The organism is Anaerotruncus massiliensis (ex Togo et al. 2026), from assembly GCF_900199635.1.
Classification (GTDB): domain Bacteria; phylum Bacillota; class Clostridia; order Oscillospirales; family Ruminococcaceae; genus Anaerotruncus; species Anaerotruncus massiliensis.
Genome location: NZ_LT962687.1, coordinates 2,567,279 through 2,590,188 on the forward strand (window position 1 = coordinate 2,567,279; position 22,910 = coordinate 2,590,188).

Sequence of the window (22,910 nt, forward strand, 5' to 3'; positions counted from 1 at the left end):
TGGCTCCGGTTTTTTCATATACGTTTTTTGCATGAATATCCGTCGCCCACAGCCGGGCGAAACCGCTTGCGCGCCGCGCGTTTTTCCTGTATAATGAGCAGTTGTAAGATCGGAGGAATCAGCCATGAAATTAGGAATCGTCGGGCTGCCGAACGTCGGCAAGTCCACCCTGTTCAACGCGATCACCAACGCGGGCGCGCAGTCCGCGAACTATCCCTTCTGCACCATCGAGCCGAACGTCGGCATGGTCACCGTGCCGGACGAGCGCCTCGACGTGCTCGCCAAAATGTACGACCCGGACAAATACACCCCCGCCGTCATCGAATTCGTCGATATCGCCGGGCTGGTGCGCGGCGCGTCCAAGGGGGAGGGGCTGGGCAACAAGTTCCTTTCCCACATCCGCGAGGTGGACGCGATCGTGCATGTGGTGCGCTGCTTCGAGGACAACGAGATCATCCATGTCGACGGGGAGATCGGCCCCCGGCGGGATATCGAGACGATCAATCTCGAGCTCATCTTTTCTGACATCGACATCGTCGACCGCAAGATCGACCGCGCCCTCAAGGCCGCCAAGGGCGGCGACAAAACGCTCGCCGCGCAGGCAGACGTGCTGGGACGGCTCAAGGCCCACCTCGAGGAGGGGAAATCCGCCCGCAGCTTCGTGTGCGACGCAGAGGAGCGCGCCGCGCTCGAGGACATGCCGCTGCTCTCCGACAAGCCGGTCATCTACGCCGCCAACATGAGCGAGGCGGATTTTACCGGCGGCATCGAACAGAACCGTTTTTACCATGAGGTGGAGGAGATCGCGGCGGCGGAGCACGCCGAGGTGCTGCCCATCTGCGCCCGGATCGAGGAGGAGATCGCCGACATGTCCGCCGAGGACAAGCTGCTCTTCCTCGAGGAGATGGGGCTGCATGAGTCGGGCCTCGACCGCCTCATCAAAAAGAGCTACGCCCTGCTCGGGCTGATCTCCTACCTCACCGCCGGCAAGCAGGAGGTGCGCGCGTGGACGATCACGCGCGGCACTAAGGCCCCGCAGGCCGCCGGGAAGATCCATTCCGATTTTGAAAAGGGCTTCATCCGCGCCGAGGTCGTCGCGTACGACGACCTCATCGCCTGCGGCTCGATGGCCGCCGCCAAGGAGAAGGGCCTTGTCCGCTCGGAGGGCAAGGAATACGTCATGCAGGACGGCGACGTCGTCCTCTTCCGCTTCAACGTCTGATGAAGCGGGCGCTGGTCCTGTGCGGCGCGCTCGCGCTCGCCGCGCTGCTCTTTTTGTTCCTGCGGCCGCACCCGGAGCGCGCCGCCTTCCTGCCCGAGGCGCAGAACGACTTCGTCCTGGGCGTGGTCGGCCTGCCCGGCGGCGCGCCCGCCCCGGAAAGCGCATCCCCCGCCGACGGGGTCCCCTCCCGGGCGGAAGCGGTCCCCGCGGAATCCTCCGCGGCTTCCGAGGCCGGGTCCGCCGAGTCCGAATCCGGCGAACCGGAAAATACCGCCCCGCTTCCCGAAGCCGCCGCGCTCCCCGCCGGGGAACGCAGCGTGGACGCCCGTCCCGAGCGGGAGAGCTACCCTGTTGGGACCGGCGAGATCGCGCTCGTCGTCACCAACCGGACGGAAAACGACCTCATCTACACCCACTGGTTCGACTTCCGGCGGGTGGAGGGGGACGCCGTCGTGCCGCTCACCCCGCGCGCGGGGCTGATGGCAAACCCCGACGACGTGAACGCCGAACGGGTGCTGCACGGGGGTGAGACCGTCACGATTACGCTGCCCATCGACCTCTTCGACGAGCCGTTGCCGCCGGGCACCTACCGCGCGGCGCAGTTGAGCTGCTTCGCGGATACCGGCGGGCAGGCGCTCGCCTGCTCGGAGATCACCGCGGACTTCGTTATCGCGGAAAGCTGAGGGGGACAGAGGGCAAAGCCCTCTGTCCCCCTCAGCTTTTACGTTAGAAAATGTACAAGAAGGATTTCTCTAAGACAAGGCTTGTCTCCGCTTTACATCTTCTCCGAATCCAATCTCAAACGATAGAGTGGCACAAGCCATTTCGGCTGGTTGTCTAACATTTTATTAGCGTTTGCAAGTGTCATTTTGCCAACCCGCCTGTCCAGTACTCCAAACATCCTTTCCAATGGATTTTCAGAATTTATGCTGTCTTGAATGCTTTGATTTCGGTATTTCTCAAGCGCTTCACAAAATTCATTGTCGGTGTATTCTGAGCGGGCTTGTATCGGGACCGTATCCATCAGTATCCAAAAATCATTCCAATATGCTTCGATTCCGACAGAAGTATCCTTCTTTTTGTAACCGTTCTCAATAAAATAGGTGTTCACCGTCTCCCAGGAAAATCGTTTCAGCAGCTCGCCATCCACATAGATTTCAAAAACACGGCATCCGTCCATACCCACATATGAGGTGCAGCTGTATCGAACCCTTCCATGCAGACAGTCCGCAAGCATTTCCTGTTCGAGGTACTTACGCATACCACTCCAAGAGCCCAACGCTTTCTTCACGTTCTCACCTCGCAAAAAATTTGTGAATACATGCCTTAAGCGCAAATAGCGGATATCCTATTAATCCATTAGTTTACTTCTAAACGTATTCCTTGTCAATTCGCGACCCGCCCCTGAGGTGTGGCTTTGAAATGTGCTGGGCTTTCCCCCACGGCGCGCGCCCCCTTTGCGGGGGACGCGGCCGGCCCGCGTCAAACGTTCTTTGCCCCTTTTTTCAAGAAAGGGGGCTGACGGCTTCCGGTGGAAGCCGGACAAAAGAAGGCCCCCGCCTTGCGGCGGGGGCCTTCTTATTTTCGCCTCCCCGTCATTCATCCTCGGGGTAGGCGGCGTTGATTTGGTAGCAGAGGGTCATGAGGCTGTCGCCCAGGTGGACGTTCTCGACGACCGCGCCCTCAAAGTCGAGGGAGAGGTCGTAATGGGAGAAGTTCCAGAAGCAGTTGACGCCGAGCTTCATGAGCCGCTGGGCGGTCTCGAAGGCGACCTCCTTGGGGATGCAGAGGATGGCGGCCCGCGGGGACTGCTCCTTGCAGAACGCCTCAAGCCCCGCCATGTCCTGCACGGTCAGGCTGCTCACCTTCTGGCCGATCACGCGGGGGCTGTCGTCAAAGATCCCGACGAGCTTGAAGCCGCTGCTCTCGAAATCCATGTGGCGCGCGATCGTGCGGCCGAGGTTGCCCGCGCCGATGAGAACCATGGGGGTATGCTTGTTGAGCCCCATGATGTTGCCGATCTCCTTGTGGAGCGCGGCCACGTTGTAGCCGTAGCCCTGCTGCCCGAAGCCGCCGAAGCAGTTGAGGTCCTGGCGGATCTGGGACGCGGTCAGCTGCATCAGGGAGGCCAGCTCGCGCGAGGAGATGCGGGTGACGTCGCGGCTGAGCAGGTCGCCGAGGAACCGGTAGTACCTGGGCAGCCGCTTGATAACGGATAGGGAAACACCCTCGTGTTTCGGCATATGCAAAACCTCTCGATCCAGAATTCCCGGTTACAGCCGTGCGATGGTGTCCATCACATAGTTGCCGAATTCCTCGCAGGTGCAGCCGGTGTCGCGGCCGGTGACCGCGAGCTTCTTTTCCTCGTACATACAGATATCCAGCGCCCGTTCGAGCTTATCCGCCTCGGCCTGATAGCCGATGTGGCTCAGGAGCAGCACCGCCGCACGCAGCATCGAGCAGGGATCGGCGTATTTGCCGCGGCCCTCGGCGATCATGCGCGGGGCGGAGCCGTGGATCGCCTCGAACATCGCGTAGCGCTTGCCGAGGTTCGCGCTGCCCGCGGTGCCGACGCCGCCCTGGAATTCGGCGGCCTCGTCGGTGATGATGTCGCCGTAGAGATTGGGCAGCACGAACACCTGGAAGTCGCGGCGGCGCTTGGGGTCGATCAGCTTGGCGGTGGTGATGTCGATGTACCAGTCGTCGGTCGTGATGCCGGGGTACTCCTCGCCGATCTTCTGGCAGAGCTTCAGGAACTTGCCGTCGGTCGTCTTGACGACGTTCGCCTTGGTGATGATCGACACGCGGCTCTTGTGGTTCTTTTTCGCGTAGTCATAGGCGAGCCGCGCGATCCGCTCGGTGCCCTCGGTGGTGGTCACGACGAAGTCGAACGCCACGTCCTCGTCCACGTTGAGGCCGCAGGAGCCGATCGCATAGGCACCCTCGGTGTTCTCCCGGAAGAATGTCCAGTCGATCCCCTCGCTCGGCACCTTGACGGGGCGCACGTTGGCGAACAGGTCGAGCTCCTTGCGCATCGCGACGTTGGCGCTCTCGACGTTGGGCCACGGGTCGCCCGCGCGCGGGGTCGTCGTGGGGCCCTTGAGGATGACGTGGCATTTTTTGAGCTCGGCGAGCACGTCGTCGGGGATCGCCTTGCCCTGCGCCGCGCGGTTCTCGATCGTCAGCCCGTCGATCGTGCGGAACTCCACCTTGCCCGCCCCGACCTCGTCCGCCAGCAGGTGCCGGAGCACCCGCGCGGCCTCGTTCGTGATGATGGGGCCGATGCCGTCGCCCCCGCACACGCCGATGACGATGGTGTCGAGCTTCCCGTAGTCGGTAAACTCCTTCTGCGCCTTGATGCGCTCGCTGCGCGCGAGCTGCGCTTCCACGAGCGCCGCGAACTTTTCAGCGGCGGCTTTGACTTTCTGGTCCAATCGCGTTTCCTCCCATATGTTTCATTTCCCCCGCGCGCTCTCACGCCGGACGGTCTGTCTATATATGATAATTTTATAACAGACTTACCCCATTGTCAATGAACGATGGAAAGAAATCCGGCCGCCGCCCCCGCTTTTACGAGGGGAACAGCCCCGCCTCGCTGCACATCTCGGCCTGGGCGCGCAGCGTGCGCTTGGCGGCCGCGAGCCTGCGGCTCACGGTGGAGGGATGCACCCCGAGCTCCAGGGCGATCGCCGGGATGTTGCGCCCCCCGAAAAAATAGAGCGCGACGACCTGCCGCTGCTTGGGCGGCAGGTGGCGCACGGCGCTGCGCAGGAACCGCGCGTACCGTGCGCGCGCGGGCGCGTTGTCGGCGCACTGCGGCGCGGCGATCCGCTCGAAATCCTGGAGGGAAAAGGTGCTTTCACGTACGTCAAACATGCGCCCCGCCCCCCTCAGTCATAATAGTGGCGCAGGTAATCCATGACCACGCGCAGGTCGTACAGTTCGGCGTAGAGCGCGTCGATCCGCCGCTGCGCGGCGAACGCCTCCTCGCCGCGCGCCGTCTGCGCGAACACCCTCAGCTCCCGCAGGCGCTCCTGCAGGCGGTCGGCCGCCGTCCGGTACTCCTCCGACAAAGCGGTTAAATCCATTCAATTCCTCCTTGTGATTTTTGCTTCCTATCTTAAGAGTACCACACGAAATGTGTATTCACAAGAAAAATTCGCACAATTTGCAATATTTTGTTGACGAAATACACGAAATGTGTTATTATCAGGACAGTGAGGTGACCGGAATGCTGGCTAACAGGCTGCGGGCCCTGCGCAGGGCCAAGGGGCTGACCCAACAGGAACTGGCGGGCGCGCTGGAAATTTCCGCGAGCGCGGTGGGCATGTACGAGCAGGGACGGCGGGAGCCGGACAACGAGACGCTGACCAAATTCTGCCGGTTCTTCGGCGTGCCGAGCGACTACCTGCTGCTCGACGGGGCGGAAAGCCCCGCCGGGCCGCCCGAGCTCGGGGAGTTCCTCGAGGATTTCCGGCGCAGGCTGCTCGCCCAGGAGGGCCTGATGTTCAACGGCGTGCCCCTCACCGAGGAGGAGATCACCCAGGTCGTCAGCGCGATCGAGGTGGGCGCGTCGGTCGCCGTCAACAAGCTGGGCCGCAAAAGCGGCGGAAAGGACGTCTGAGCAGGACAGCATGGAACGCATCAAGGAACTGGCGCGCCAGCTCGCCGAGCGGTTCGGCACCGCCGACCCGTTCGCGCTCTGCGCCGCGCTCGACATCACGGTCCTGCCCGTCGGGCTGCCTCCCGGCGTCAGGGGCTTTTACGGGTGCGCGCACGGGGCGCGCATCCTCTACCTCAACGGCGCGCTCGAGGAAAACGAGCGCCGGACGGTGTGCGCCCACGAGCTGGGGCACGCCCTGCTGCACGAGGGGCACAACGCCCTCTTCCTGCGGGAGCGCACCGACTTCGTCATGGAGCGCTACGAGCGGGAGGCCGACCTCTTCGCGGGGTACCTGCTGCTCGACGGCGAGACGGTGGAGGAGTGCCTGCGCAACGGCTGGACCTCCGAGCAGGCGGCGGCGTTCACCGGGCTGCCCGCCCATATCGTCGAATACTGCATGACCCACTAGGCAATCAAAAACGGGGCGCCTCCGGCGCCCCGTTTTTGATTACGGCTCCTCCGCCAGCGCGCGGCTGACGGCGGCGAACTGTTCCAGCGTGAGCTGCTCGGCGCGTGCCCCCGCGGGCACCCCCGCCCGCTCGAGCAGGGCCGCGGCGCGCTCCTTGGGAAGCGGCAGGCCCGCCGAAAGGCAGTTGAGCAGCGTCTTGCGCCGCATCGAAAAGGCGGCGCGCACCACCCGGAAGAAGGTTTTTTCGTCCCCCGGGTCGACGGGCGGCTCCCGGCGGATATCCAGCCGGATGACGGCGGAATCCACGTCGGGCGAGGGCAAAAATGACCCGCGCGAAACGGGAAAGAGCACCTTCGGCTCGCTGTAGTAACGCACGGCGCAGGACACCGCGCCCGCCTCCCGCGTGCCGGGGAGGGCGCACAGCCGCTGGGCCGCCTCCTTCTGCACCATGACGGTCACCGATTCGATGGGCAGGCGCTGTTCGAGCAGGCCCATTACGATCGGGGAGGTGATGTAGTAGGGCAGGTTCGCGCAGACGACCACCCGCAGGCCGCCGAGCTTTTCCGCGATGAGCGCGCGCAGGTCGACCTTCATGACGTCCGCGTTGACGATCTCGACATTTTGGAACCCGGCAAGCGTTTCCGCGAGCACGGGGAGCAGCCGTCCGTCGATCTCGACGCAGACGACCCTGTCCGCGCGGCGGGCCAGCTCGGCGGTCAGCACCCCGGCCCCCGCGCCGATCTCGATCACGCCCACGCCCGGCCCCGCGCCGCCCTGCTCCGCCATGCGCGGGCAGACGGTGGGGTTGACCAGGAAATTCTGCCCCAGCGCCTTGGAGAAGCGGAAGCCGTGCCGCGCGAGCAGGTCCCGGATGACACCGATATTCGAGAGGTTTTCCACGGCGTTTCCCTCCTTTCCGCCGACGCGGCGGATTTCCGCACGGCACGTGAAATTTTTACCGATTGTTGCACAGTCCGGCAAACTATAGTAAAATGGTCTGAAAGGACGAACGCCCTTCCGCCGAATGGTATCATTATAAAGGATGTGAACCGATATGACAAGACGCGATAAGATCAACTACTACCTCGACATCGCCGAGACCGTCGCCGAGCGCGGCACCTGCCTGCGGCGCAACTTCGGCGCGATCATCGTCAAAAACGACCAGATCGTCTCCACCGGCTATGTCGGCGCGCCGCGCGGCCGCCAGAACTGCTCCGACCTGGGCTACTGCACCCGCGACCGCATGGGTGTCCCGCGCGGGCAGCGCTATGAGCTCTGCCGTTCGGTCCACGCCGAAATGAACGCGATCATCCACGCCGCCCGCGTGGACATGCTCGGCTCCACCCTCTACCTCGTCGGCCGGGAGGTGGCCTCGGGCGAATATGTCCAGAACGCCTTCCCCTGCTCGATGTGCACCCGCCTGATCATCAACGCGGGCATCTCGACCGTCATCGTGCGGGACGACAAGGAAAATTTCCGCGTCATCAACGTTGCCGACGAATGGATCGTCAACGACGAGACGCTGCGCGGAGAAAGCAACTACTGAACTAAGGGGGACTCCGCCGTGAACAGACATAACCGCATCGACCTCTCGGGACGGCGCGGGGGCAACAGCCTCCCGCTCTGCCTGCTGCTCGCGCTCGCGCCCGCACTGATCGGGTGCTTCCCCGCCGTCTCCTACCCGCTCGAGCAGCAGATGAAGCGCGCCTTCCTCGTGTGGCCCGCCCTCTGCTGGCAGTTCTTCACCATGCTCGCCGTCGCCGCCTACCTCACGGCGACGGCCGTCCTCTGCGCCCGCGCGCGTTCCTCCGGCGCCTGCGCCGGGGCCGCCGCGGCCGGGCTTGCGCTCCTGCCGGCCCTCGGGCTCACGGTCGGCGCCTATCCGGGCGGCGGCCTTACCCTGCGGCTCGTCATGCTGTTCGAGCGGCAGCCGGTCGGCATCGCCTTCCTCGGGCAGATCATCCTGGCCGTTTACCTGCTCGCGCGCTGGCTGCGCTACCGATAGGGGGCGCGCGGATGAAACAGCCTGAACTGAACCCCTCCGCCCGCGTCTTCCCGGGCGCGGTCGTGCGCGGGGAAGTCACCGCCGGGGCGGAAAGCAGCATCTGGTACAACGCGGTCGTCCGCGGCGACATCGAGCGGATCTCAATCGGCGCGCGCACCAACATCCAGGACTGCTGCGTCGTTCACGCGGACGCGGGGTTCCCCGTCGCGGTGGGCGACGGCGTCACCGTCGGGCACGGCGCGATCCTCCACGGCTGCACGGTCGGGGACAACACGCTGATCGGCATGGGCGCGATCGTCTTAAACGGCGCGAGGATCGGGAAAAACTGCCTGATCGCCGCCGGCGCGCTCGTCCCGCAGGGGATGGAAATCCCCGACGGCTCCCTCGCGCTCGGCCAGCCCGCGCGGGTGATGCGCCCGCTCATGCCCTCCGAAATCGAACATAACGCCGCCTCCGCCGCGCAATACGCGGCGCTTGCCGCAGAAGCAGAATAACCGCCCCGTTTTCCGGCGGGGCTTCCGCAAAAAAACGAGCGGTTCGCTAAATTGCGAACCGCTCGTTTTTTATTTTATGCTTTATTTCAATCTCCGGAATGTCAGGCGGCGGCGCCAGCACCCTGCCGATCATAAAGCCCATCTTGATTCGGAACTGTTCATGCAAATCGTTGATGTTGACGCCCAAAAGGGTCTTGATTTTGTCCAAGCGGTACTTCAACGTGTTCTCATGGATGTAAAGGACATGCGCCGTCGGCGCCAGCTTCGCATTGTTGTTCAAATAACATTCCAACGTCCTCATCAATTCGGTGTGGTTGCTGCTGTCGTATTCAAGCAGCGCATGGAAAAGGTTGTTGTAATAATTTTGCAGTACGGAGGACTCCCGCACGGAAAGGAGAAGAGAATACAATCCGATGTTCTCGTAATACATCACCGGGAAATCCGGCTTTTCGATCCGCAGCACCTTCAACGCCTGCTGCGCAGTCTGGTAACTCTTGAGAAGATTCTCCATTCCCTCGAACGCCCTTCCCACGCCGATTTCCAGTGTCAGCTTCGGGTACCTTCCCGACATAACGGTGATCACATAGGACAGAATCTGATCCAGGTAGCGGTACCGCTGATCGCACTTTGCCAGAAATATGATCCGGTCTTTTTTGTTGGTCAGCAGTTTGGTGACCCCGTACTCCTCGAAGGACGTCCCGACCAGATCCCAAAGGTAGTTTTTGACGTTATAGCTGTTGTAATCACGCGCCGCTTCCGAAAAATCGGCGTTGATGATCCCAATGCTGTATTTGTCGTTCGGCTCCATCCCATACCGCGCAAGCCGCGGAAGCAGATTTTCCTCCCCGCCGATGTCCCCAAAAAGAAGGTCGTTCATAAACGCGTTGATGGATTCCTCCTCCAGGGAGGAGTCGATGATCGCCGCCCCGATATCCTTGGTAAATTCCACCAGCTTGGTCTCCCACGGGACTTCAAAGAGCGGCAGGTGGAGGTCATCCGCAAGCGCCACCGCCTCCGGAGGCAGTTTCGGGATATACCTTCCCGTGTTCACCACGATGCCCGCCACAAATTTGTCGTTGCAGCGCTGGATAAACCTCAGCAGCTCCTGCGTGACGTTCTCCTTGAGGTTACTGCCGGTTATGATGACGAGCTCATCGCCGATGAGCCAGTCAAGCGTCATGCTGATATTTTCCATTGCCTCGGCGACATAGACCCAACGGACCACCCTGTCCAAACCCTCGGCCCCGCTGAGGAGCCTGAGGTTCCGAATGGTAGGAATCGTTAGAATCTCTCGGCATTGAAAACTCACTGACAACATCCCCTTTCGTGACACAGTTCCATTATAAGCGGCGCCACACACTCACCGCATGTCCGAACGAGATAGTTTTATTCGTCGACTCGAGCCATACCAATCACCGGATATTTATGATTTAATAATCCCAAAGAAAAATGTTTGTCTGTTTTGCATGACTTTTATAAACTTATTTTCATTTTTTAAGTTATTCTTCTTATTTTACAGTTTATATGTGTGAGCAGTTTAAATCAAGTGTTTCTTTTCTGGCAAAAAGTGGCTCGGTGAGTAGGGTCCTGTCATCCGGCCGTGCAAGGGGTGGGAAAATGAAGCCTAAGGTATGGACTGATTCCGGGAACGGGCTGCACGCCGCATTGAACAAGCTGGATGTCATCCTCCTCACCTTTGGGGCCATGCTCGGCTGGGGCTGGGTGATCCTAACCGGGGAATGGATTCTGTCCGCGGGCGCCTTCGGCGCGGCGGCTGCTTTCGTCCTGGGAGGTATCTTTGTCTCCTTCGTCAGCCTTGTCTATGCGGAGCTTTCCTCCGCCATGCCGAACAGCCTTGGGGTCATCGGCTTTTGCAGGCGCGCTTTCGGCACACGGATCTCCTTCCTCTGCGGATGGGCGGTCATCCTCACCTTTCTCTCCGTCATCTCTTTCGAAACCGTCGCCTTCCCCAACGTTTTCGCCTACCTCTTTCCCGATATCCTTTCGGGCTACCTTTACAGCGCCGCCGGTTTTGAGATCCATGCTCCCTGGCTGCTGATCGGCGTCGGAAGCTCTCTGTTGATTTGCGCCGTCAACTACCGGGGGGTCCGAACAGCGGCCCTCTTACAGACGGTCCTGATGGCCGTCATCCTTCTTGCGGGGATTCTGCTGGCGGGCGGCACGGTCGTCAACGGGAAACCGGAAAATCTTTTTCCCCTCTTTTCAAACGGCCCGCACGGGGTTCTGACCGTCGTCGTCATGACGCCTTTCATCTACAGCGGCTTTGACGTCATTCCCCATGCCGCGGAGGAGATGAATATCCCGCCGCGCAAAATCGGCCAGCTGCTGGTTTTATCCGTCGGGCTTGCCGTCATATGGTATGTCTCCATCATCCTCTGCGTCAGTTGCACGCTCAGCAGGCAGCAGATCGCGTCGAGCGCGCTTCCCACCGCCGACGCGATGGCGGCTGCTTTCGGCGGCAACACCGCTGCGTCCAGACTCCTAGTCGCCGGCGGAGTGGCCGGAATCGTAACCTGCTGGAACGCCTTTTATATCGGCGCCAGCCGTACGGTCTATGCCATGTCCCGGGAGGGTCTGCTCCCCGCCTGGTTTGGAAAAATCCATCCAAAGTACCGAACCCCTTCACGCGCCATCCTTTTGATCATGGTGCTCACCACCGCCGCTCCGTTTTTCGGCGCGACCGTACTGAAATGGGCGGCCAACGCGGGCAGCTTCGCCACCGTCGTCACCTATCTTTTGGTCTCGGTTTCCTATTTGAGGCTGCGCCTGCGGGAGCCCGATATGCCCCGTCCCTATTCGGCGGCGCGGTGGCGGCTCGCAGGGGGCGGTTCCCTCCTGCTCAGCGCCGTCATGCTTGCGGCCTATCTCCCGGGCTCCCCCGCATCGCTCAGCTGGCCCTATGAATGGGTGATTGTCGGCGGGTGGGCGGTTTTAGGGCTCCTGTTTTACCTTTCCTCCCCCCGGCGGAAGTCCTCCCGTCCCCGGTGACTCCTGAAAGCTTTCCGGCTTGTGGGGGCGAGACAAAATCTTTTGTCAGCGGGCCACATAGTAACCCAATATGGATTGTGTTTAAATGGGATTGGGGAGCGTTTCATGATTCGGATGATGACCGCCGCGCTTCTGCTCAACACCGATATGGGCATTTATTTTTTCGTCCTGCCCTACCTTTCCTCCGGGCTGGGGATGTCCCAATCCGAAATTGGATTGCTGACGGCGGTCCACTCGGTCTGCTACATCGCCGTCACCTGCCTGAGCGGGATGCGCCGGAACCATCTCTGCGGAGCCTTCGCGGCGCGTTGGTCGATTCTTTTGGCCGCGGCCGTATACCTGATAAGCGCTCTTTGTCCCACCCGTCCGCTCCTCTATCCGCTGGTGCTTTTGCACGGTCTTTGCCAAGGGACGTTCTGGCCGGAATTCTGGGCCTTTCATGCCGCCCGCGGCGGGAACGGCGAAGACACGGGGCTTCTGTGCAACAGCTTTATCTGGATCACCATGACGTCGGTCGCCGCGCCCGTGCTGGCGGGCTTCCTGTATCCCCTGCTGGGGCGCTGTCTGCTCCTGCTTGCGGCGGCCATGCTGCTGCCGTCGGTCGTCTGTCCGCCTCCCATTTCTCCGAAAGCGGCCGGCAGGGCCGCCGTATCGGCCGGCGGCGACGGAAGCGGAGAGGACCGCGGTTCCCCATGGGCGGACCTCTGCCGGTCCGAACAACGGATTTTGCTTTTTTCCGGTTTGGGTGGAATCTGCGCGGCCGGGCTGGCCGAAGGGGCCTTCCGCGCGACAGGCGCCTTTTTTGTACGCCGGGCCGGGTTCGGCGCCAGTTTCTGGGGCGTGCTGCTGGGCATCCGGCTCTTTGCGCAAATGGCGGTCGCCACCGCGTTAAAGCGATCCGGTCCCGAGCAGTTGGCCAAGCTTTGGACCGCTTTGATCATCGCCCTGTCGGAAGGGGCGCTCTGCCTCTGTTTTCTATTGCTCGGGAATGCGGGACGGGCCTGGACCATGGGGATCGGAATGGCCCTCGTGGGAACCGTGGCGGGGTTCCTGCATTTCACCGCGCTGCGGATCGGGGTCTTCGCCTCCCGGCCGGGAGGAAGGAATTACGGCGGCGCCGCCGAATGCCTGCTTGGGCTGGGAACCTTTCTCGGTTCGCTGTTCAGCGGCTTTTATGGGACAGAACGGTACGGGAATCCTTTTCTGCCCGTAATCCTGTCGGCAGCGCTGCTTTCGGCGGCAGTCATCGCAATTTTGGGGAACCACATCGTTCGAAAAAACTTGCAGATTTGATTCGCGGGAGGGATTTGAATGGATGCGATGCTCGTATTGGACGGGCTCACCAAAAAGTATCAGGAGGTTGTGGCGGTAAAGGACCTTTCTCTTGAGTTGCACGAGGGGGAGTTCCTGACGATTCTCGGCCCCAGCGGGTCGGGCAAAACCACCACGCTGAAAATGGTCGCAGGGCTGGAGACCCCCACCAGCGGCATGATTTCGGTAAACGAGCGCGACATAACGTTTCTGCCGCCCAATGAACGGGGGTTGGGCATGGTGTTTCAGAATTACGCGCTGTTCCCACATATGAGGATCAAAGACAACGTCGCTTTCCCCCTCCATATGAAGAAGCCACGGCTTCCGGAGGCGGAGATCGGGCGGATGGTCGCGGAAATCCTCCAGCTTGTCCAGCTTGACGGATATCAGGACCGGTATCCCTCCCAACTCTCCGGCGGCCAGCAGCAGCGCGTCGCCCTCGCCCGCGCGCTCGTGTTCCATCCGCCGATCGTCCTGATGGACGAACCGCTCGGCGCCCTGGACAAAAAGCTGCGTTCGGCCATGCAGCTTGAAATCAAGCGGATCCAGCAAAAGCTGAATATTACGACGATCTATGTCACGCACGACCAGGAGGAGGCCCTCACCCTTTCCGACCGCATCGCAATCATGCGGGATGGGGAAATCGCCCAGCTGGACACGGCGAAGAACATCTACGAGCATCCCAACAGTTCCTTTATCGCCGACTTTATCGGGGAGTCAAACTTTGTACCGGTCGAAATAGCCGGTCAGGAGGGGGAGGAACTGATCCTGCGGATCAAGTCCGAGCAGGGTTCCCTCATCCGCTGCCCCAGGCGCGGCGCCCAGCCCAAACCGACGGACGATCTGAAATTCGTCATCAGGCCGGAGAAGGTCGCGATCGGCAGGGACCTCGGGCCGGAGGCGAAGCTTCGCGGGCAGGTGGCGCAGGTCATCTACCTTGGCGAAACGGTAAAATACATCATTTCAATCGACGGCAGCTACCACTTCTCCGCAAAGGAACAGACTATGGATATCCGTTCCCATTTTTCGGTGGGGGATCTCATCGACCTGACATGGAACAGTGAAAACAGCCAGCTCCTCTCCTGACGGACGTTGGATCCATCGGCCGGACGGCCGCTGCATATTCGATACAAACCAGAATGCTGAGAGAAAGAGGCGAAAAAAATGAAACGATTGACAGCGTTACTTCTGTGCGTGGTATTGGGCGTCTCTCTGATGGCGTGCGGGGCGGAGCCTGCCGCGCCCGCCGCCGACGCGGTGATCCCGGATGCGGCTCCGGCCCCCGCCGAGTCCGGTGCGCAGCCGGAAAGCGGCGGTAAGATCTTCGAGGGAAAAGAGATTACCGTCGGCGTCTGGGGCGGGAATTTTGCCAATAACATCCAGACCTGTTTTGTCGATCCTTTCGTAGAGGACACCGGAGCCACTGTGATCCTCGAAGAATACGGCAACGACTTGAGCGCAAAGATCCGCGCCCAGTACGAGCAGGATATCCCCGGTTACGACCTCGTCTCCGGCCTTGGCACAACCGACACCCTGTGGGTGTGCGCCGAGGCGGGCGCGCTGCAGCCGATCGACTACAGCAGGCTGAAATCCGCCGATAACATTATGGAAGACGTGAAGTACGAGTACGGCATCGGCGCTTACGCCAGCTCGATCCATCCCGTCTACCTCGCCGACAAATTCCCCAACGGCGGCCCGACAAATGCGGTGGAATACTTCGATCTGGAGAAATTCCCCGGCAACCGCTCGATGATCAGCTATGTCCCCACCCAGACCTTCGAACTCGCCCTGCTGGGCGACGGGGTCGCGCGGGAAGACCTGTATCCGCTGGACATCGACCGCGCTCTGAAGAGCCTCGACCGGATCAAGGGCTCCATCACCAAATGGTGGGGCTCGGGGGCGGACATCATGCAGGCGCTCAACGACGGGGAGGTCGACGCCGGATATTTCTGGCCGGGCTACGCCTATAAGGTCAAGGATTCGGGCGTCAACGTCGAGGTCGGCTTCGACGACGTGCTGATGAACGTCGACGCGTGGTCAATCCCCACAAACGCGCGCAACGTCGACGTGGTCTACGCCTTCCTCGATTACTGCTGCGACCCTGAGCTGGCCGCCAAATTCTCCATCCAGTCGGGTTACGGCCCCGTTATCACGACCGCGTTCGACTATATGACAGAGGAACAGGCCAACCGAATGGCGACTTCCCCGCAAAATATCGACGGCGCGATCTGGGTCAATGTGGAATGGTGGGAACAGAACTTCAAGGAAGCGGAGCGGCGTTATCTCGAATGGCTCGCGGGCTGACGCATCGGTCCTTTAATCAAGCATCCGCCCCGCCGGCTCCCCTGCGCGGACGCCGGCGGCGGATGTCCCTTGGGAGGGATGACCATGATATTTTCGCAGAACGCAGGGTCCGGAAGGCAGCGGGAGGGTGCTTCCCTCCCCCGGAGGAGGAGCCCCTGGATCTCCTCTTTTGCGATGATCCTGCCCTCGCTGATCCTTTTGATGATCTTCTATTTTTATCCCATGATGAAGCTGCTGCCCCAAAGTATTTATGAGGATCACGCCTTTACCCTGCAGTATTTCCAGCATATCTTTTCCGAGCCGGTTTACATCAAAACGCTGCTTCGCACCATCTGGCTGTGTTTGGCCACCACGGCGATCAATTTTATCCTCGGGTACCCGGTGGCGTATCTTCTCTCCATCGTAAAGTCCAAGACCGCCGGCGCAATCATGACGATCATCCTGCTTTCGCTCTGGACCAGCCTGTTGGTTCGGACCTACTCCTGGATGGTGATCCTGCAGCGCACGGGGGTCGTCAACAGCTTCCTGCTCGCGCTGGGCATCGTCAGCGAGCCGGTCCAGATCATGTACACGCCGGCAGCCGTCCTGATCGGCATGGTGCATATCCTGCTGCCCTACATGATTCTTCCGATCTACAGCGTGCTGCGCAGCATCGACAAAAACCTGAGCCTGGCGGCCATGTCGCTGGGCGCTTCCAGGACGAAAGCCTTCCTGCGCGTCACCCTGCCGCTGAGTGTCCCCGGGATCGCCTCCGGGATTTTACTGGTATTCATCCAGTCGCTCGGTTTCTACGTCACCCCCATGCTTCTCGGCGGCGCGCAGACGCTGGTCGCCTCAGGGCTCATCGACCGGCAGATCTTTACGTTCCTGGATTGGTCGTTCGGCTCCGCCCTCGGCGTGATCCTCCTGTTGATCACGGTCCTGTTCCTCGGGGTTTTCGACCGCTTTTTCGGAATGGATTCCCTGCAAAAACGGCTTGTCTAGGAGGTGCCTCATGCGGACGCGAATTTCAAGGTTCGACCGGCGGCCGGTCTGGCTGTATATCGTCTGCGGACTGGTCCTGTTTTTTTTGATCATGCCGGTGCTCATCATCATCCCCATGTCCTTCGGCGGTTCGGATTTCCTGGAGTTCCCGCCCAGCAGCTTTTCCCTGCGCTGGTACCGGGATTTCTTCTCCAACCCCAAATGGCTGAACGCGGCGTGGAACAGCCTGCGGATCGCGGTCTGTACCATGGTGCTGGCCTGCACGCTTGGAATCTCCGCGGCGTTGGGGATCACCAGCAAGACCATGAAAAAGGGCGGCAAGGTCTTCAATGTCATCCTGCTGCTCCCCATGATCCTGCCCTCGATCATCGTGGCGATTTCCATGTACATGGTCTACGGGCAGTGGAAGCTCATCGGCACTTACACGGGCATGGTCCTGGCACATACCTGTCTTGCGATCCCAATGGTGGTGACCTTGACGGCGGCCTCCCTGTACGGTGTGGATTCAAACCTGTACGACGCGGCAAGGAGCCTGGGCGCGACCCATTTCACGGCGGTGCGCAAAATCGTGCTTCCGCTCATCAGGCCCGCGATCCTCACCAGCATGCTGTTCGCCTTCGTCACCTCGTTCGACGAATCCGTGGTATCGGTTTTCATCGCCCGCAGGAACACCGCCACGCTGCCCAAACTGATGTTCGACAGCTTGAAGTACGAAGTCAGCCCGGCGATTTCGGCCATCTCGTCCCTGCTGATCTTTGCAACGCTCGCCGTGTTCTGCCTGCGGTTCGTCATCAACGCCAAAAAGGAGGCTGCGCATGAAAAAGTTCATTAACGCCCCCGAGGCCTACGTCGACGAGATGATGGAGGGCATCGTCGCAGCCCACCACGATACGGTCGAATGCCTCAATGGGAACCTGCGGTGCTATGTCAAAAGGAACCGCGAAAAACAGAAGGTCGGCATCGTCACCGGCGGCGGGACCGGGCATCTCCCGCTCTTCCTCGGGTATGTCGGGGACGGGATGCTCGACGGCTGTGCGGTCGGCGGCGTCTTCCAATCCCCCGGCGCGGACGACATCTATGCGGTCACCAAAGCCGTCGACCGTGGGATGGGCGTGCTCTACCTGATCGGGAATTATACCGGCGATCTCATGAATTTTGGGATCGCCGCGGAGCTCGCGGAAATGGACGGTATCAAGGTAAGGACGCTGGCAGGCACCGACGACGCCGCATCCGCCCCGCTGGACGAGGCCCACAAACGCCGCGGCGTCGCGGGAATCTTTTTCGTCTACAAGGCCGCGGGCGCGATGGCGGACGCGGGCGGTTCCCTCGACGAGGTGTGCCGCGTCGCCGAAAAGGCCAACCGGAACGTCCACACCGTCGGCGTGGCCGCCTCCCCCTGCGTGATCCCCGAAGTCGGCCGTCCCTCCTTCGAAATCGGGGAGGGCGAGATGGAGTTCGGCATGGGCATCCACGGCGAACCGGGAATTCTGCGCCAACCGCTGCGCCCGGTGGAGGAAATCGTCTCCGACATGCTCGCCCTCATTCTGGGCGAAATGGACGCCGCTCCCGGAGACGAGGTCTCCGTTCTGGTGAACGGGCTGGGGGCCACCTCACTGGAGGAACTCTACATCGCGTTCCGCAGCGTCGCCGCGATCCTGGAGGACAAGGGGATTTCGATCTTTTCCTCCTATGTGGGGGAATTCGCCACTTCCATGGAAATGTCCGGGTTTTCCCTCTCCCTTTTGAAACTGGACGGGGAGCTGAAAGAATTGCTGCGCCGGGAGGCGCATACGCCCTTTTTTACCCAGAACGCCGGCTAGCTGCCCATTGGAGGAACTATGATCGAATTCACAAAGAAGCACGCGGTCGATGCAATGAAACGCGTCTATGCGCTTATGAAGGAAAACCGGGATTCCCTGATCGAACTGGACAGTAAAATCGGGGACGGAGATCTCGGACTGACGATGGTCCGCGGATTTTCCGCGGCCGCCGACACTGCCGAGAGCATCGCCGATTCCGATCTCGGCATGTTTTTTACGAAGGTCGGCCTCTCCATCATCCGGGCGGCTCCCTCCACGATGGGGACGCTGCTCGGTTCCGCCCTGCTCGGCGCGGGGAAAGCCCTATCCGGCCGCGAACAGCTCGACGGGACAGGCTTCGCCCTGCTTTTCCGCAGTATGGCGGAAGCCGCGGCCGAACGGGGAAACGCCGGAGAGGGAGAAAAGACGCTGCTGGACGTGCTTTTCCCGGCCGCCCGCGCCGTGGAGGGGTGCGACAGCCCGGACATCTGGAAGCGCGCGCAGGCCGGGCTGACGCAGGCAAAAATCAGCCTGGAAAACACACGCGCGCTGATGAGCCAGCACGGAAAAGCCGCCGTATTCCGGGAAAAAACAATCGGCCTGGTCGATCCGGGCGCGGCGGCCGCCTGCCTGCTCATCGAGGGGATCGTCACGGCATGCAAACCGGCCGGAGTCGGCCTACAAAGACAGGAGGGTCAAAAATTGGATCGGGAAAAAGTTTATCAGATGTATCGGGAACTGGCCGCGCGTGAAACGGCGTATCGGGAGGAACAGTCGGAAAACGACCGCAGGCTCGGAATTAAGGATCTGTACCGGGAGGAGGCCGCGCGTGGGACCCGGATGCTTTACGAGCTTGGGTTCTCCCCCTCCGGCGACAACGGGGACATCAGCGTTCGCGATCCGGAAACGGGACTGGTGTATATCTCCGCCTCGCCGATCGAAATCGGCTACAAAAATCTCGGCGAATACCACGCCTGCGACATGGCCGTCGTGGACATGGAAGGCAATCGCATGACCACCTGGTCCCGCCCCACCATCGAGATGCCGATGCATCTTGCGATCCTTCGGGCCCGTCCCGACGTCAACGCGGTGGTGCATACCCACGCCGCCTGGTCCTCCGTCTTCGCCATCTGCGGCAAAAACATCCCCTTCGTGCTTGCCGAGCAATACGCGCACCTCGGCGCCGGCGAGGTCGTCTGCGCCGGATACGGCAAAGCGGGTTCCGACGAGCTGGGGGAGGAAATCGTCAGCGCGCTCGGCAAAAACAACGCCGTCCTCATGCGCAACCACGGCGCGGTAACGGTCGGGCGCACCCTCGACGAAGCGTTTACCAACGCCCGTTTCCTCGAATGCATCGCCCAGAAGGCGCTGTTCGCCACCCTGCTCGGCGGCCTCCAGACCGTCAACCCCGAGGATGTCGCGGAGGAGTGGGCGAAGTAAGCCGCCCTTTTCAGAAAATTTGTCTGTGATCGGGGGATTCCTGAAATGAAATACCTGCTCGGCGTGGACCTCGGGACCACCGCGGTCAAGGTCGGCCTGTTCGATTCCCAGGCCCGGAAGATCTGCTCCTCCACGCAGGAGTACCGGCTCATCACCGAATCTCATTTCGTGGTGGAGCAGGAGGTGTCCGTCTATTGGGATGCCTTCAAGGCCGGCCTGCGGGAGGTTTTGGTGGAGTCGCGCCTGTCCGGCCGGGAAATTCTCGCCCTGAGCGTCTCCGCGCAGGGGGAAACCATGGTGTTCCTCGATGAAGCCGGGAGGCCGCTCTCCCGCGCCATCGTCTGGATGGACAACCGCGCGCAGGAGGAGGCCCGGTTCCTCGCGGGCCGCTTCGACCCGGATGAAATCCACCGCGCCACCGGGCAGACCGACGTGATCCCGCTTTCTCCCGGCTGCAAGGTGCTGTGGTTCAAACGCAACCGTCCCGCGCTCTTTGAACGCCTCGGCAAAATCCTGCTGCTGGAGGACTGGTTCTTTTTCCGTCTATGCGGAGAGACCTTCGGCGAGGGTTCCCTCTGGTGCTCCACCCATATGTGGGACATCCGCACCAGGGACTATTGGGAGCCCATGCTGCGGGAGCTGGGCGTGCGGCGGGAGCAGCTTCCAAAAATCGTAGAGTCGGGCACGCCGCTCCCGGCAATCCTGCCGGAGGTCGCCGCCGAGCTCGGGCTTTCGGAAGAGATCCTTCTCGTCATGGGCGGTCTGGATCAGTCGTGCGGCGCGCTGGGCGTGGGAAACGCCCGGCCGGGCATCCTGTCGGAAAGCACTGGGGCTGCCATGGTCGTCTGCACCCTGACCGAGCGCCCCGCCATCGATCCGCACCGCAGGCTCTCCTGCTTTTACACGGCGATTCCCGGCATGTACATGATCCATGGCTTCTCAAGCGGCGGAATCGCTCTGAAATGGCTGCGCGACGTCCTGTGCGCGGAGGAGTCCGCCGTGGGGCGGCTGCTCGGCCGGAGCGCCTATGCGCTCATGGACATGGAGGCCGCGGCCATCCCGCCAGGAAGCGAGGGGTTGACGGTGCTGCCTCATTTCCAGGGGGCCGGTCCGCCCGACACCGATATCGCCGCAAAATGCCTGATCTACGGTCTCGGTCTCAATCACACCAAGGCGCACATCATCCGCGCCTACCTTGAGGCGGTCGCGGCCTCTCTCTGCCGCATCGTGGAAGCTGTGGAGGAGATGGGGATTCCCGTGACGGAAATCCGGTCGCTCAGCGGCGGTGCGCAAAGCCCCCTTTGGTGCCAAATCAAGGCGGACATGCTCGGCAGGCCCCTGTTGACCATGCAGAACACCGAGGACGCCGCCTGCCTGGGGGCCGCGCTTCTGGCGGGCGCCGGCGCGAAGCTGTGGCCCTCCGTGCAGGAGATTTCCCTGCGGATCGCCCGGGAACGGGAACGGTATCTGCCCGCCCCGGAAAACCGCGCCCCCTACGACGACCTGCTCAGGCGATACAAGCTGCTTACCGCGCAGCTCCGGGGGATCACCTCCCAGCTGTAAGGAAAGAAGGAAGGAAGACGACGCAATGGAAGGTCCGCATTTAACCGTCATGCTCACACACCACGACATCACCGTGCCCAACGCCATGGACATTTTTCTCGAGGCAAAAGACGCCCCCGCAGACTTTTGGGGATTCAAGGACATCGGTCTGCCTGAGCGGGAAATGCGCGAGCTTGTCCAGTGTATGAAGCGTGAAGGGAAAACCGTCTTTTTGGAATCCCTCGCCTATACCGAGGAAGAGGGGCTGCAAAGCGCCCGGCTCGCAATCAGCTGCGGTTTCGACTATTTTACGGGGACGAACTTTTTCCCGAAAATCCAGCAGCTCGCCTCTGAGAACGGTCTGCGTTACCTCCCCTTCGTGGGCAAACGGAGGGATCACCGGCTCTATGGGGAAATCGACGAGATCATTGCCCACGCACGGGAAGTCAGTGCGCAGGGCGTATACGGCATCAACCTGTCCGGCTTCCGCTATGTCGGCGACGCGCCCGCACTGATCACCGGGCTGGTGCACGCGATGGACAAGCCCGTCAGCATCGTCGGGAGCATCGACAGCTATGAGCGGCTGGACCTGATCAAAAAAGCCGGCCCGTGGACGTTCACCGTCGGCGGCGCGTTTTTCGAGGGGAAGTTCGGCGGGACCTTTTCCGAACAGATCGAAGCCGTCGTCTCCTATCTGAAAAAATAAGAGCCGGCCCGTCCGGCTGCGGAGGAAATCACCATGAAGATCGCAACGACATCCCCGCTCTTTGCCAGGCATCCTCTGGAAAAGGCCTTTCAAATCGCCTCCTCGCTGGGGTATGACGGAATCGAGCTGTGGGGCGGGCGCCCGCATGCATATGCGTACGACATGACGCCCGAACGGATCGATCAGATCCTGCGCCTCAAGGAGCGTTACCGGGTCGATATCCCCATCTATCTGCCTGAAGTCACCAGCTACCCCTACAACGTCTCCTCTCCCGATCCCGTGGAACGGGAGGAAACCGTCGTCTACCTCAAAAGAGGTCTGGAGGTCGCCCGGGCGCTTGGCATTCCACGTGTTTTGATCAACAGCGGACACGCCGGCTTTGGCACGACCCGGCGGGAAAACATGAAGAACATCCGCAGCGTCTTTCTTCCGGTCGTCGCGCACGCGGAGAAGGTCGGCGTCGATATCATCATCGAGGCGTTGACCCCCATGGAGAGCAACACCATCTTTTTGCTGGACGACCTGGTGGAGCTGATCGAGGATCTGAACAGCGACCGCGTGAAATCCATGCTTGACACCGTCACCCCCCTCATCAACTACGAGCCCTATTATGAACACTTTGAAAAGCTGGGCGACAAGCTCGACTATATCCACTTTGTGGACAGCAACGGCATCGACCAGACCCACATGGGGATCGGCACCGGCGTATTGGACATGCGGGAGCTTTTGGATCTGATCCGTCGCTACCACTATGATGGCTGGCTGAGCATTGAGCTTCTGTCCTGTGGGGCGCGGGAGCCCGAAATTTATGCGGGCCGCGAAATCCGCGCCCTCCGCCGGCTTCTGTCAGAATTGGAGTAGTATCCCGGGCCTTCGTTTGCAGATATGCATAACCACATCCCCGGCCGCCGCGCAAACGCGCGGCGGCTTCTTTTTTTCGCGCTTGTTCGTTTGACATTCTGCCCTGTAATGTTATAATAAAGTTGTATGTTTTGCCGCATTTTCCGATGAAGAACGGTCAA

General features: G+C 61.2%; 25 protein-coding genes. 18 read left to right on the forward strand and 7 right to left on the reverse strand.

Annotated features, from left to right (window positions below):
* Positions 1-124: 124 nt before the first annotated feature.
* Positions 125-1,222, forward strand: a complete 1,098-nt coding sequence (ychF, locus tag C1A13_RS12330) for a redox-regulated ATPase YchF (RefSeq protein ID WP_101552438.1) — start codon at positions 125-127, stop codon at positions 1,220-1,222.
* On the forward strand, positions 1,222-1,905 hold the full coding sequence (locus C1A13_RS12335) for a hypothetical protein (RefSeq protein ID WP_101552440.1): 684 nt from the start codon (positions 1,222-1,224) through the stop codon (positions 1,903-1,905). The genes ychF and C1A13_RS12335 overlap by 1 nt, the downstream gene beginning before the upstream one ends.
* A 92-nt stretch (positions 1,906-1,997) precedes the next feature.
* Here C1A13_RS12335 and C1A13_RS12340 read toward each other — a convergent pair whose 3' ends face one another.
* The 5 genes from C1A13_RS12340 to C1A13_RS12360 all read right to left on the reverse strand — a co-directional run bounded on the left by C1A13_RS12340 (position 1,998) and on the right by C1A13_RS12360 (position 5,310).
* Positions 1,998-2,513, reverse strand: coding sequence for an SF0329 family protein (locus C1A13_RS12340; RefSeq protein ID WP_146021727.1), 516 nt, complete (start codon positions 2,511-2,513; stop codon positions 1,998-2,000).
* Between the two features lie 304 nt (positions 2,514-2,817).
* On the reverse strand, positions 2,818-3,465 hold the full coding sequence (locus tag C1A13_RS12345) for a redox-sensing transcriptional repressor Rex (protein WP_101552443.1): 648 nt from the start codon (positions 3,463-3,465) through the stop codon (positions 2,818-2,820).
* 30 nt (positions 3,466-3,495) lie between these two features.
* Complete coding sequence (locus C1A13_RS12350) at positions 3,496-4,656, reverse strand: isocitrate/isopropylmalate family dehydrogenase (protein ID WP_101552445.1); 1,161 nt, start codon at positions 4,654-4,656, stop codon at positions 3,496-3,498.
* Between the two features lie 136 nt (positions 4,657-4,792).
* Positions 4,793-5,098 (reverse strand): sigma factor-like helix-turn-helix DNA-binding protein, encoded by a 306-nt coding sequence (locus tag C1A13_RS12355; protein WP_101552447.1) that lies wholly within the window; start codon positions 5,096-5,098, stop codon positions 4,793-4,795.
* 14 nt (positions 5,099-5,112) lie between these two features.
* Positions 5,113-5,310, reverse strand: a complete 198-nt coding sequence (locus C1A13_RS12360) for a hypothetical protein (protein WP_101552449.1) — start codon at positions 5,308-5,310, stop codon at positions 5,113-5,115.
* A gap of 143 nt (positions 5,311-5,453) precedes the next feature.
* Here C1A13_RS12360 and C1A13_RS12365 point away from each other — a divergent pair, with 143 nt between their 5' ends.
* Both C1A13_RS12365 and C1A13_RS12370 read left to right on the forward strand, forming a co-directional pair.
* On the forward strand, positions 5,454-5,846 hold the full coding sequence (locus C1A13_RS12365) for a helix-turn-helix domain-containing protein (RefSeq protein ID WP_158595686.1): 393 nt from the start codon (positions 5,454-5,456) through the stop codon (positions 5,844-5,846).
* Positions 5,847-5,856: 10 nt separating this feature from the next.
* Positions 5,857-6,294, forward strand: a complete 438-nt coding sequence (locus C1A13_RS12370; RefSeq protein ID WP_101552453.1) for an ImmA/IrrE family metallo-endopeptidase — start codon at positions 5,857-5,859, stop codon at positions 6,292-6,294.
* Positions 6,295-6,333: 39 nt separating this feature from the next.
* On the opposite strand, the gene rsmA is transcribed toward C1A13_RS12370, so the two are convergent.
* Positions 6,334-7,194, reverse strand: a complete 861-nt coding sequence (gene rsmA / locus C1A13_RS12375) for a 16S rRNA (adenine(1518)-N(6)/adenine(1519)-N(6))-dimethyltransferase RsmA (RefSeq protein WP_101552456.1) — start codon at positions 7,192-7,194, stop codon at positions 6,334-6,336.
* A 154-nt stretch (positions 7,195-7,348) separates the two neighbouring features.
* Here rsmA and C1A13_RS12380 point away from each other — a divergent pair, with 154 nt between their 5' ends.
* Genes C1A13_RS12380 through C1A13_RS12390 form a run of 3 tightly spaced genes read left to right on the forward strand, consistent with a single transcriptional unit; the run spans position 7,349 to position 8,793 of the window.
* Entirely contained in the window at positions 7,349-7,840 is a 492-nt protein-coding gene (locus tag C1A13_RS12380; protein ID WP_101552458.1) for a deoxycytidylate deaminase, read from the forward strand.
* 18 nt (positions 7,841-7,858) lie between these two features.
* Positions 7,859-8,299 carry a hypothetical protein gene (locus C1A13_RS12385; RefSeq protein ID WP_101552460.1) on the forward strand — a complete coding sequence of 147 codons (441 nt, stop codon included), beginning with the start codon at positions 7,859-7,861 and terminating at the stop codon, positions 8,297-8,299.
* A gap of 11 nt (positions 8,300-8,310) precedes the next feature.
* Complete coding sequence (locus tag C1A13_RS12390; protein ID WP_101552461.1) at positions 8,311-8,793, forward strand: gamma carbonic anhydrase family protein; 483 nt, start codon at positions 8,311-8,313, stop codon at positions 8,791-8,793.
* 46 nt (positions 8,794-8,839) lie between these two features.
* On the opposite strand, the gene C1A13_RS12395 is transcribed toward C1A13_RS12390, so the two are convergent.
* Positions 8,840-10,111, reverse strand: coding sequence for a PucR family transcriptional regulator (locus tag C1A13_RS12395; protein WP_101552462.1), 1,272 nt, complete (start codon positions 10,109-10,111; stop codon positions 8,840-8,842).
* Between the two features lie 299 nt (positions 10,112-10,410).
* On the opposite strand from C1A13_RS12395, the gene C1A13_RS12400 reads away from it, so the two are divergent.
* The 11 genes from C1A13_RS12400 to C1A13_RS12450 all read left to right on the forward strand — a co-directional run bounded on the left by C1A13_RS12400 (position 10,411) and on the right by C1A13_RS12450 (position 22,749).
* The gene (locus tag C1A13_RS12400; RefSeq protein ID WP_101552465.1) at positions 10,411-11,802 is read left to right on the forward strand and encodes an APC family permease; all 1,392 of its coding nucleotides are present in this window, start codon (positions 10,411-10,413) and stop codon (positions 11,800-11,802) included.
* 105 nt (positions 11,803-11,907) lie between these two features.
* Complete coding sequence (locus C1A13_RS12405) at positions 11,908-13,095, forward strand: hypothetical protein (RefSeq protein WP_101552467.1); 1,188 nt, start codon at positions 11,908-11,910, stop codon at positions 13,093-13,095.
* Between the two features lie 18 nt (positions 13,096-13,113).
* Complete coding sequence (locus tag C1A13_RS12410) at positions 13,114-14,199, forward strand: ABC transporter ATP-binding protein (protein WP_101552469.1); 1,086 nt, start codon at positions 13,114-13,116, stop codon at positions 14,197-14,199.
* Between the two features lie 78 nt (positions 14,200-14,277).
* On the forward strand, positions 14,278-15,417 hold the full coding sequence (locus C1A13_RS12415; RefSeq protein WP_101552472.1) for an extracellular solute-binding protein: 1,140 nt from the start codon (positions 14,278-14,280) through the stop codon (positions 15,415-15,417).
* A gap of 84 nt (positions 15,418-15,501) precedes the next feature.
* Positions 15,502-16,401 (forward strand): ABC transporter permease, encoded by a 900-nt coding sequence (locus tag C1A13_RS12420; RefSeq protein ID WP_172439277.1) that lies wholly within the window; start codon positions 15,502-15,504, stop codon positions 16,399-16,401.
* A gap of 10 nt (positions 16,402-16,411) precedes the next feature.
* Positions 16,412-17,233, forward strand: a complete 822-nt coding sequence (locus C1A13_RS12425) for an ABC transporter permease (RefSeq protein ID WP_101552476.1) — start codon at positions 16,412-16,414, stop codon at positions 17,231-17,233.
* Positions 17,217-18,221: a dihydroxyacetone kinase subunit DhaK gene (locus C1A13_RS12430; RefSeq protein ID WP_101552478.1), complete on the forward strand. Its 1,005-nt coding sequence runs from the start codon at positions 17,217-17,219 to the stop codon at positions 18,219-18,221. The genes C1A13_RS12425 and C1A13_RS12430 overlap by 17 nt, the downstream gene beginning before the upstream one ends.
* 18 nt (positions 18,222-18,239) lie before the next feature.
* Complete coding sequence (locus tag C1A13_RS12435) at positions 18,240-19,640, forward strand: class II aldolase/adducin family protein (RefSeq protein ID WP_101552480.1); 1,401 nt, start codon at positions 18,240-18,242, stop codon at positions 19,638-19,640.
* A 45-nt stretch (positions 19,641-19,685) separates the two neighbouring features.
* Positions 19,686-21,203 (forward strand): xylulokinase, encoded by a 1,518-nt coding sequence (locus C1A13_RS12440; RefSeq protein WP_101552482.1) that lies wholly within the window; start codon positions 19,686-19,688, stop codon positions 21,201-21,203.
* Positions 21,204-21,228: 25 nt separating this feature from the next.
* Positions 21,229-21,888: a hypothetical protein gene (locus C1A13_RS12445; protein ID WP_101552484.1), complete on the forward strand. Its 660-nt coding sequence runs from the start codon at positions 21,229-21,231 to the stop codon at positions 21,886-21,888.
* 33 nt (positions 21,889-21,921) lie between these two features.
* Positions 21,922-22,749 carry a TIM barrel protein gene (locus tag C1A13_RS12450; protein ID WP_101552486.1) on the forward strand — a complete coding sequence of 276 codons (828 nt, stop codon included), beginning with the start codon at positions 21,922-21,924 and terminating at the stop codon, positions 22,747-22,749.
* Positions 22,750-22,910: the final 161 nt, after the last annotated feature.

Excerpts from the sequence above, each read along its gene's own strand:
- C1A13_RS12435 (WP_101552480.1), top strand. The coding sequence starts at position 18,240 with ATGATCGAATTCACAAAGAAGCACGCGGTCGATGCAATGAAACGCGTC.
- C1A13_RS12380 (WP_101552458.1), top strand. The coding sequence starts at position 7,349 with ATGACAAGACGCGATAAGATCAACTACTACCTCGACATCGCCGAGACC.
- C1A13_RS12360 (WP_101552449.1), bottom strand. The coding sequence starts at position 5,310 with ATGGATTTAACCGCTTTGTCGGAGGAGTACCGGACGGCGGCCGACCGC.
- C1A13_RS12420 (WP_172439277.1), top strand. The coding sequence starts at position 15,502 with ATGATATTTTCGCAGAACGCAGGGTCCGGAAGGCAGCGGGAGGGTGCT.
- C1A13_RS12390 (WP_101552461.1), top strand. The coding sequence starts at position 8,311 with ATGAAACAGCCTGAACTGAACCCCTCCGCCCGCGTCTTCCCGGGCGCG.
- C1A13_RS12365 (WP_158595686.1), top strand. The coding sequence starts at position 5,454 with ATGCTGGCTAACAGGCTGCGGGCCCTGCGCAGGGCCAAGGGGCTGACC.
- C1A13_RS12405 (WP_101552467.1), top strand. The coding sequence starts at position 11,908 with ATGATTCGGATGATGACCGCCGCGCTTCTGCTCAACACCGATATGGGC.
- C1A13_RS12355 (WP_101552447.1), bottom strand. The coding sequence starts at position 5,098 with ATGTTTGACGTACGTGAAAGCACCTTTTCCCTCCAGGATTTCGAGCGG.
- C1A13_RS12335 (WP_101552440.1), top strand. The coding sequence starts at position 1,222 with ATGAAGCGGGCGCTGGTCCTGTGCGGCGCGCTCGCGCTCGCCGCGCTG.
- C1A13_RS12410 (WP_101552469.1), top strand. The coding sequence starts at position 13,114 with ATGGATGCGATGCTCGTATTGGACGGGCTCACCAAAAAGTATCAGGAG.
- C1A13_RS12430 (WP_101552478.1), top strand. The coding sequence starts at position 17,217 with ATGAAAAAGTTCATTAACGCCCCCGAGGCCTACGTCGACGAGATGATG.
- C1A13_RS12400 (WP_101552465.1), top strand. The coding sequence starts at position 10,411 with ATGAAGCCTAAGGTATGGACTGATTCCGGGAACGGGCTGCACGCCGCA.
- C1A13_RS12415 (WP_101552472.1), top strand. The coding sequence starts at position 14,278 with ATGAAACGATTGACAGCGTTACTTCTGTGCGTGGTATTGGGCGTCTCT.
- C1A13_RS12450 (WP_101552486.1), top strand. The coding sequence starts at position 21,922 with ATGAAGATCGCAACGACATCCCCGCTCTTTGCCAGGCATCCTCTGGAA.
- C1A13_RS12445 (WP_101552484.1), top strand. The coding sequence starts at position 21,229 with ATGGAAGGTCCGCATTTAACCGTCATGCTCACACACCACGACATCACC.
- C1A13_RS12440 (WP_101552482.1), top strand. The coding sequence starts at position 19,686 with ATGAAATACCTGCTCGGCGTGGACCTCGGGACCACCGCGGTCAAGGTC.
- C1A13_RS12425 (WP_101552476.1), top strand. The coding sequence starts at position 16,412 with ATGCGGACGCGAATTTCAAGGTTCGACCGGCGGCCGGTCTGGCTGTAT.
- C1A13_RS12395 (WP_101552462.1), bottom strand. The coding sequence starts at position 10,111 with ATGTTGTCAGTGAGTTTTCAATGCCGAGAGATTCTAACGATTCCTACC.
- C1A13_RS12370 (WP_101552453.1), top strand. The coding sequence starts at position 5,857 with ATGGAACGCATCAAGGAACTGGCGCGCCAGCTCGCCGAGCGGTTCGGC.
- ychF (WP_101552438.1), top strand. The coding sequence starts at position 125 with ATGAAATTAGGAATCGTCGGGCTGCCGAACGTCGGCAAGTCCACCCTG.
- C1A13_RS12345 (WP_101552443.1), bottom strand. The coding sequence starts at position 3,465 with ATGCCGAAACACGAGGGTGTTTCCCTATCCGTTATCAAGCGGCTGCCC.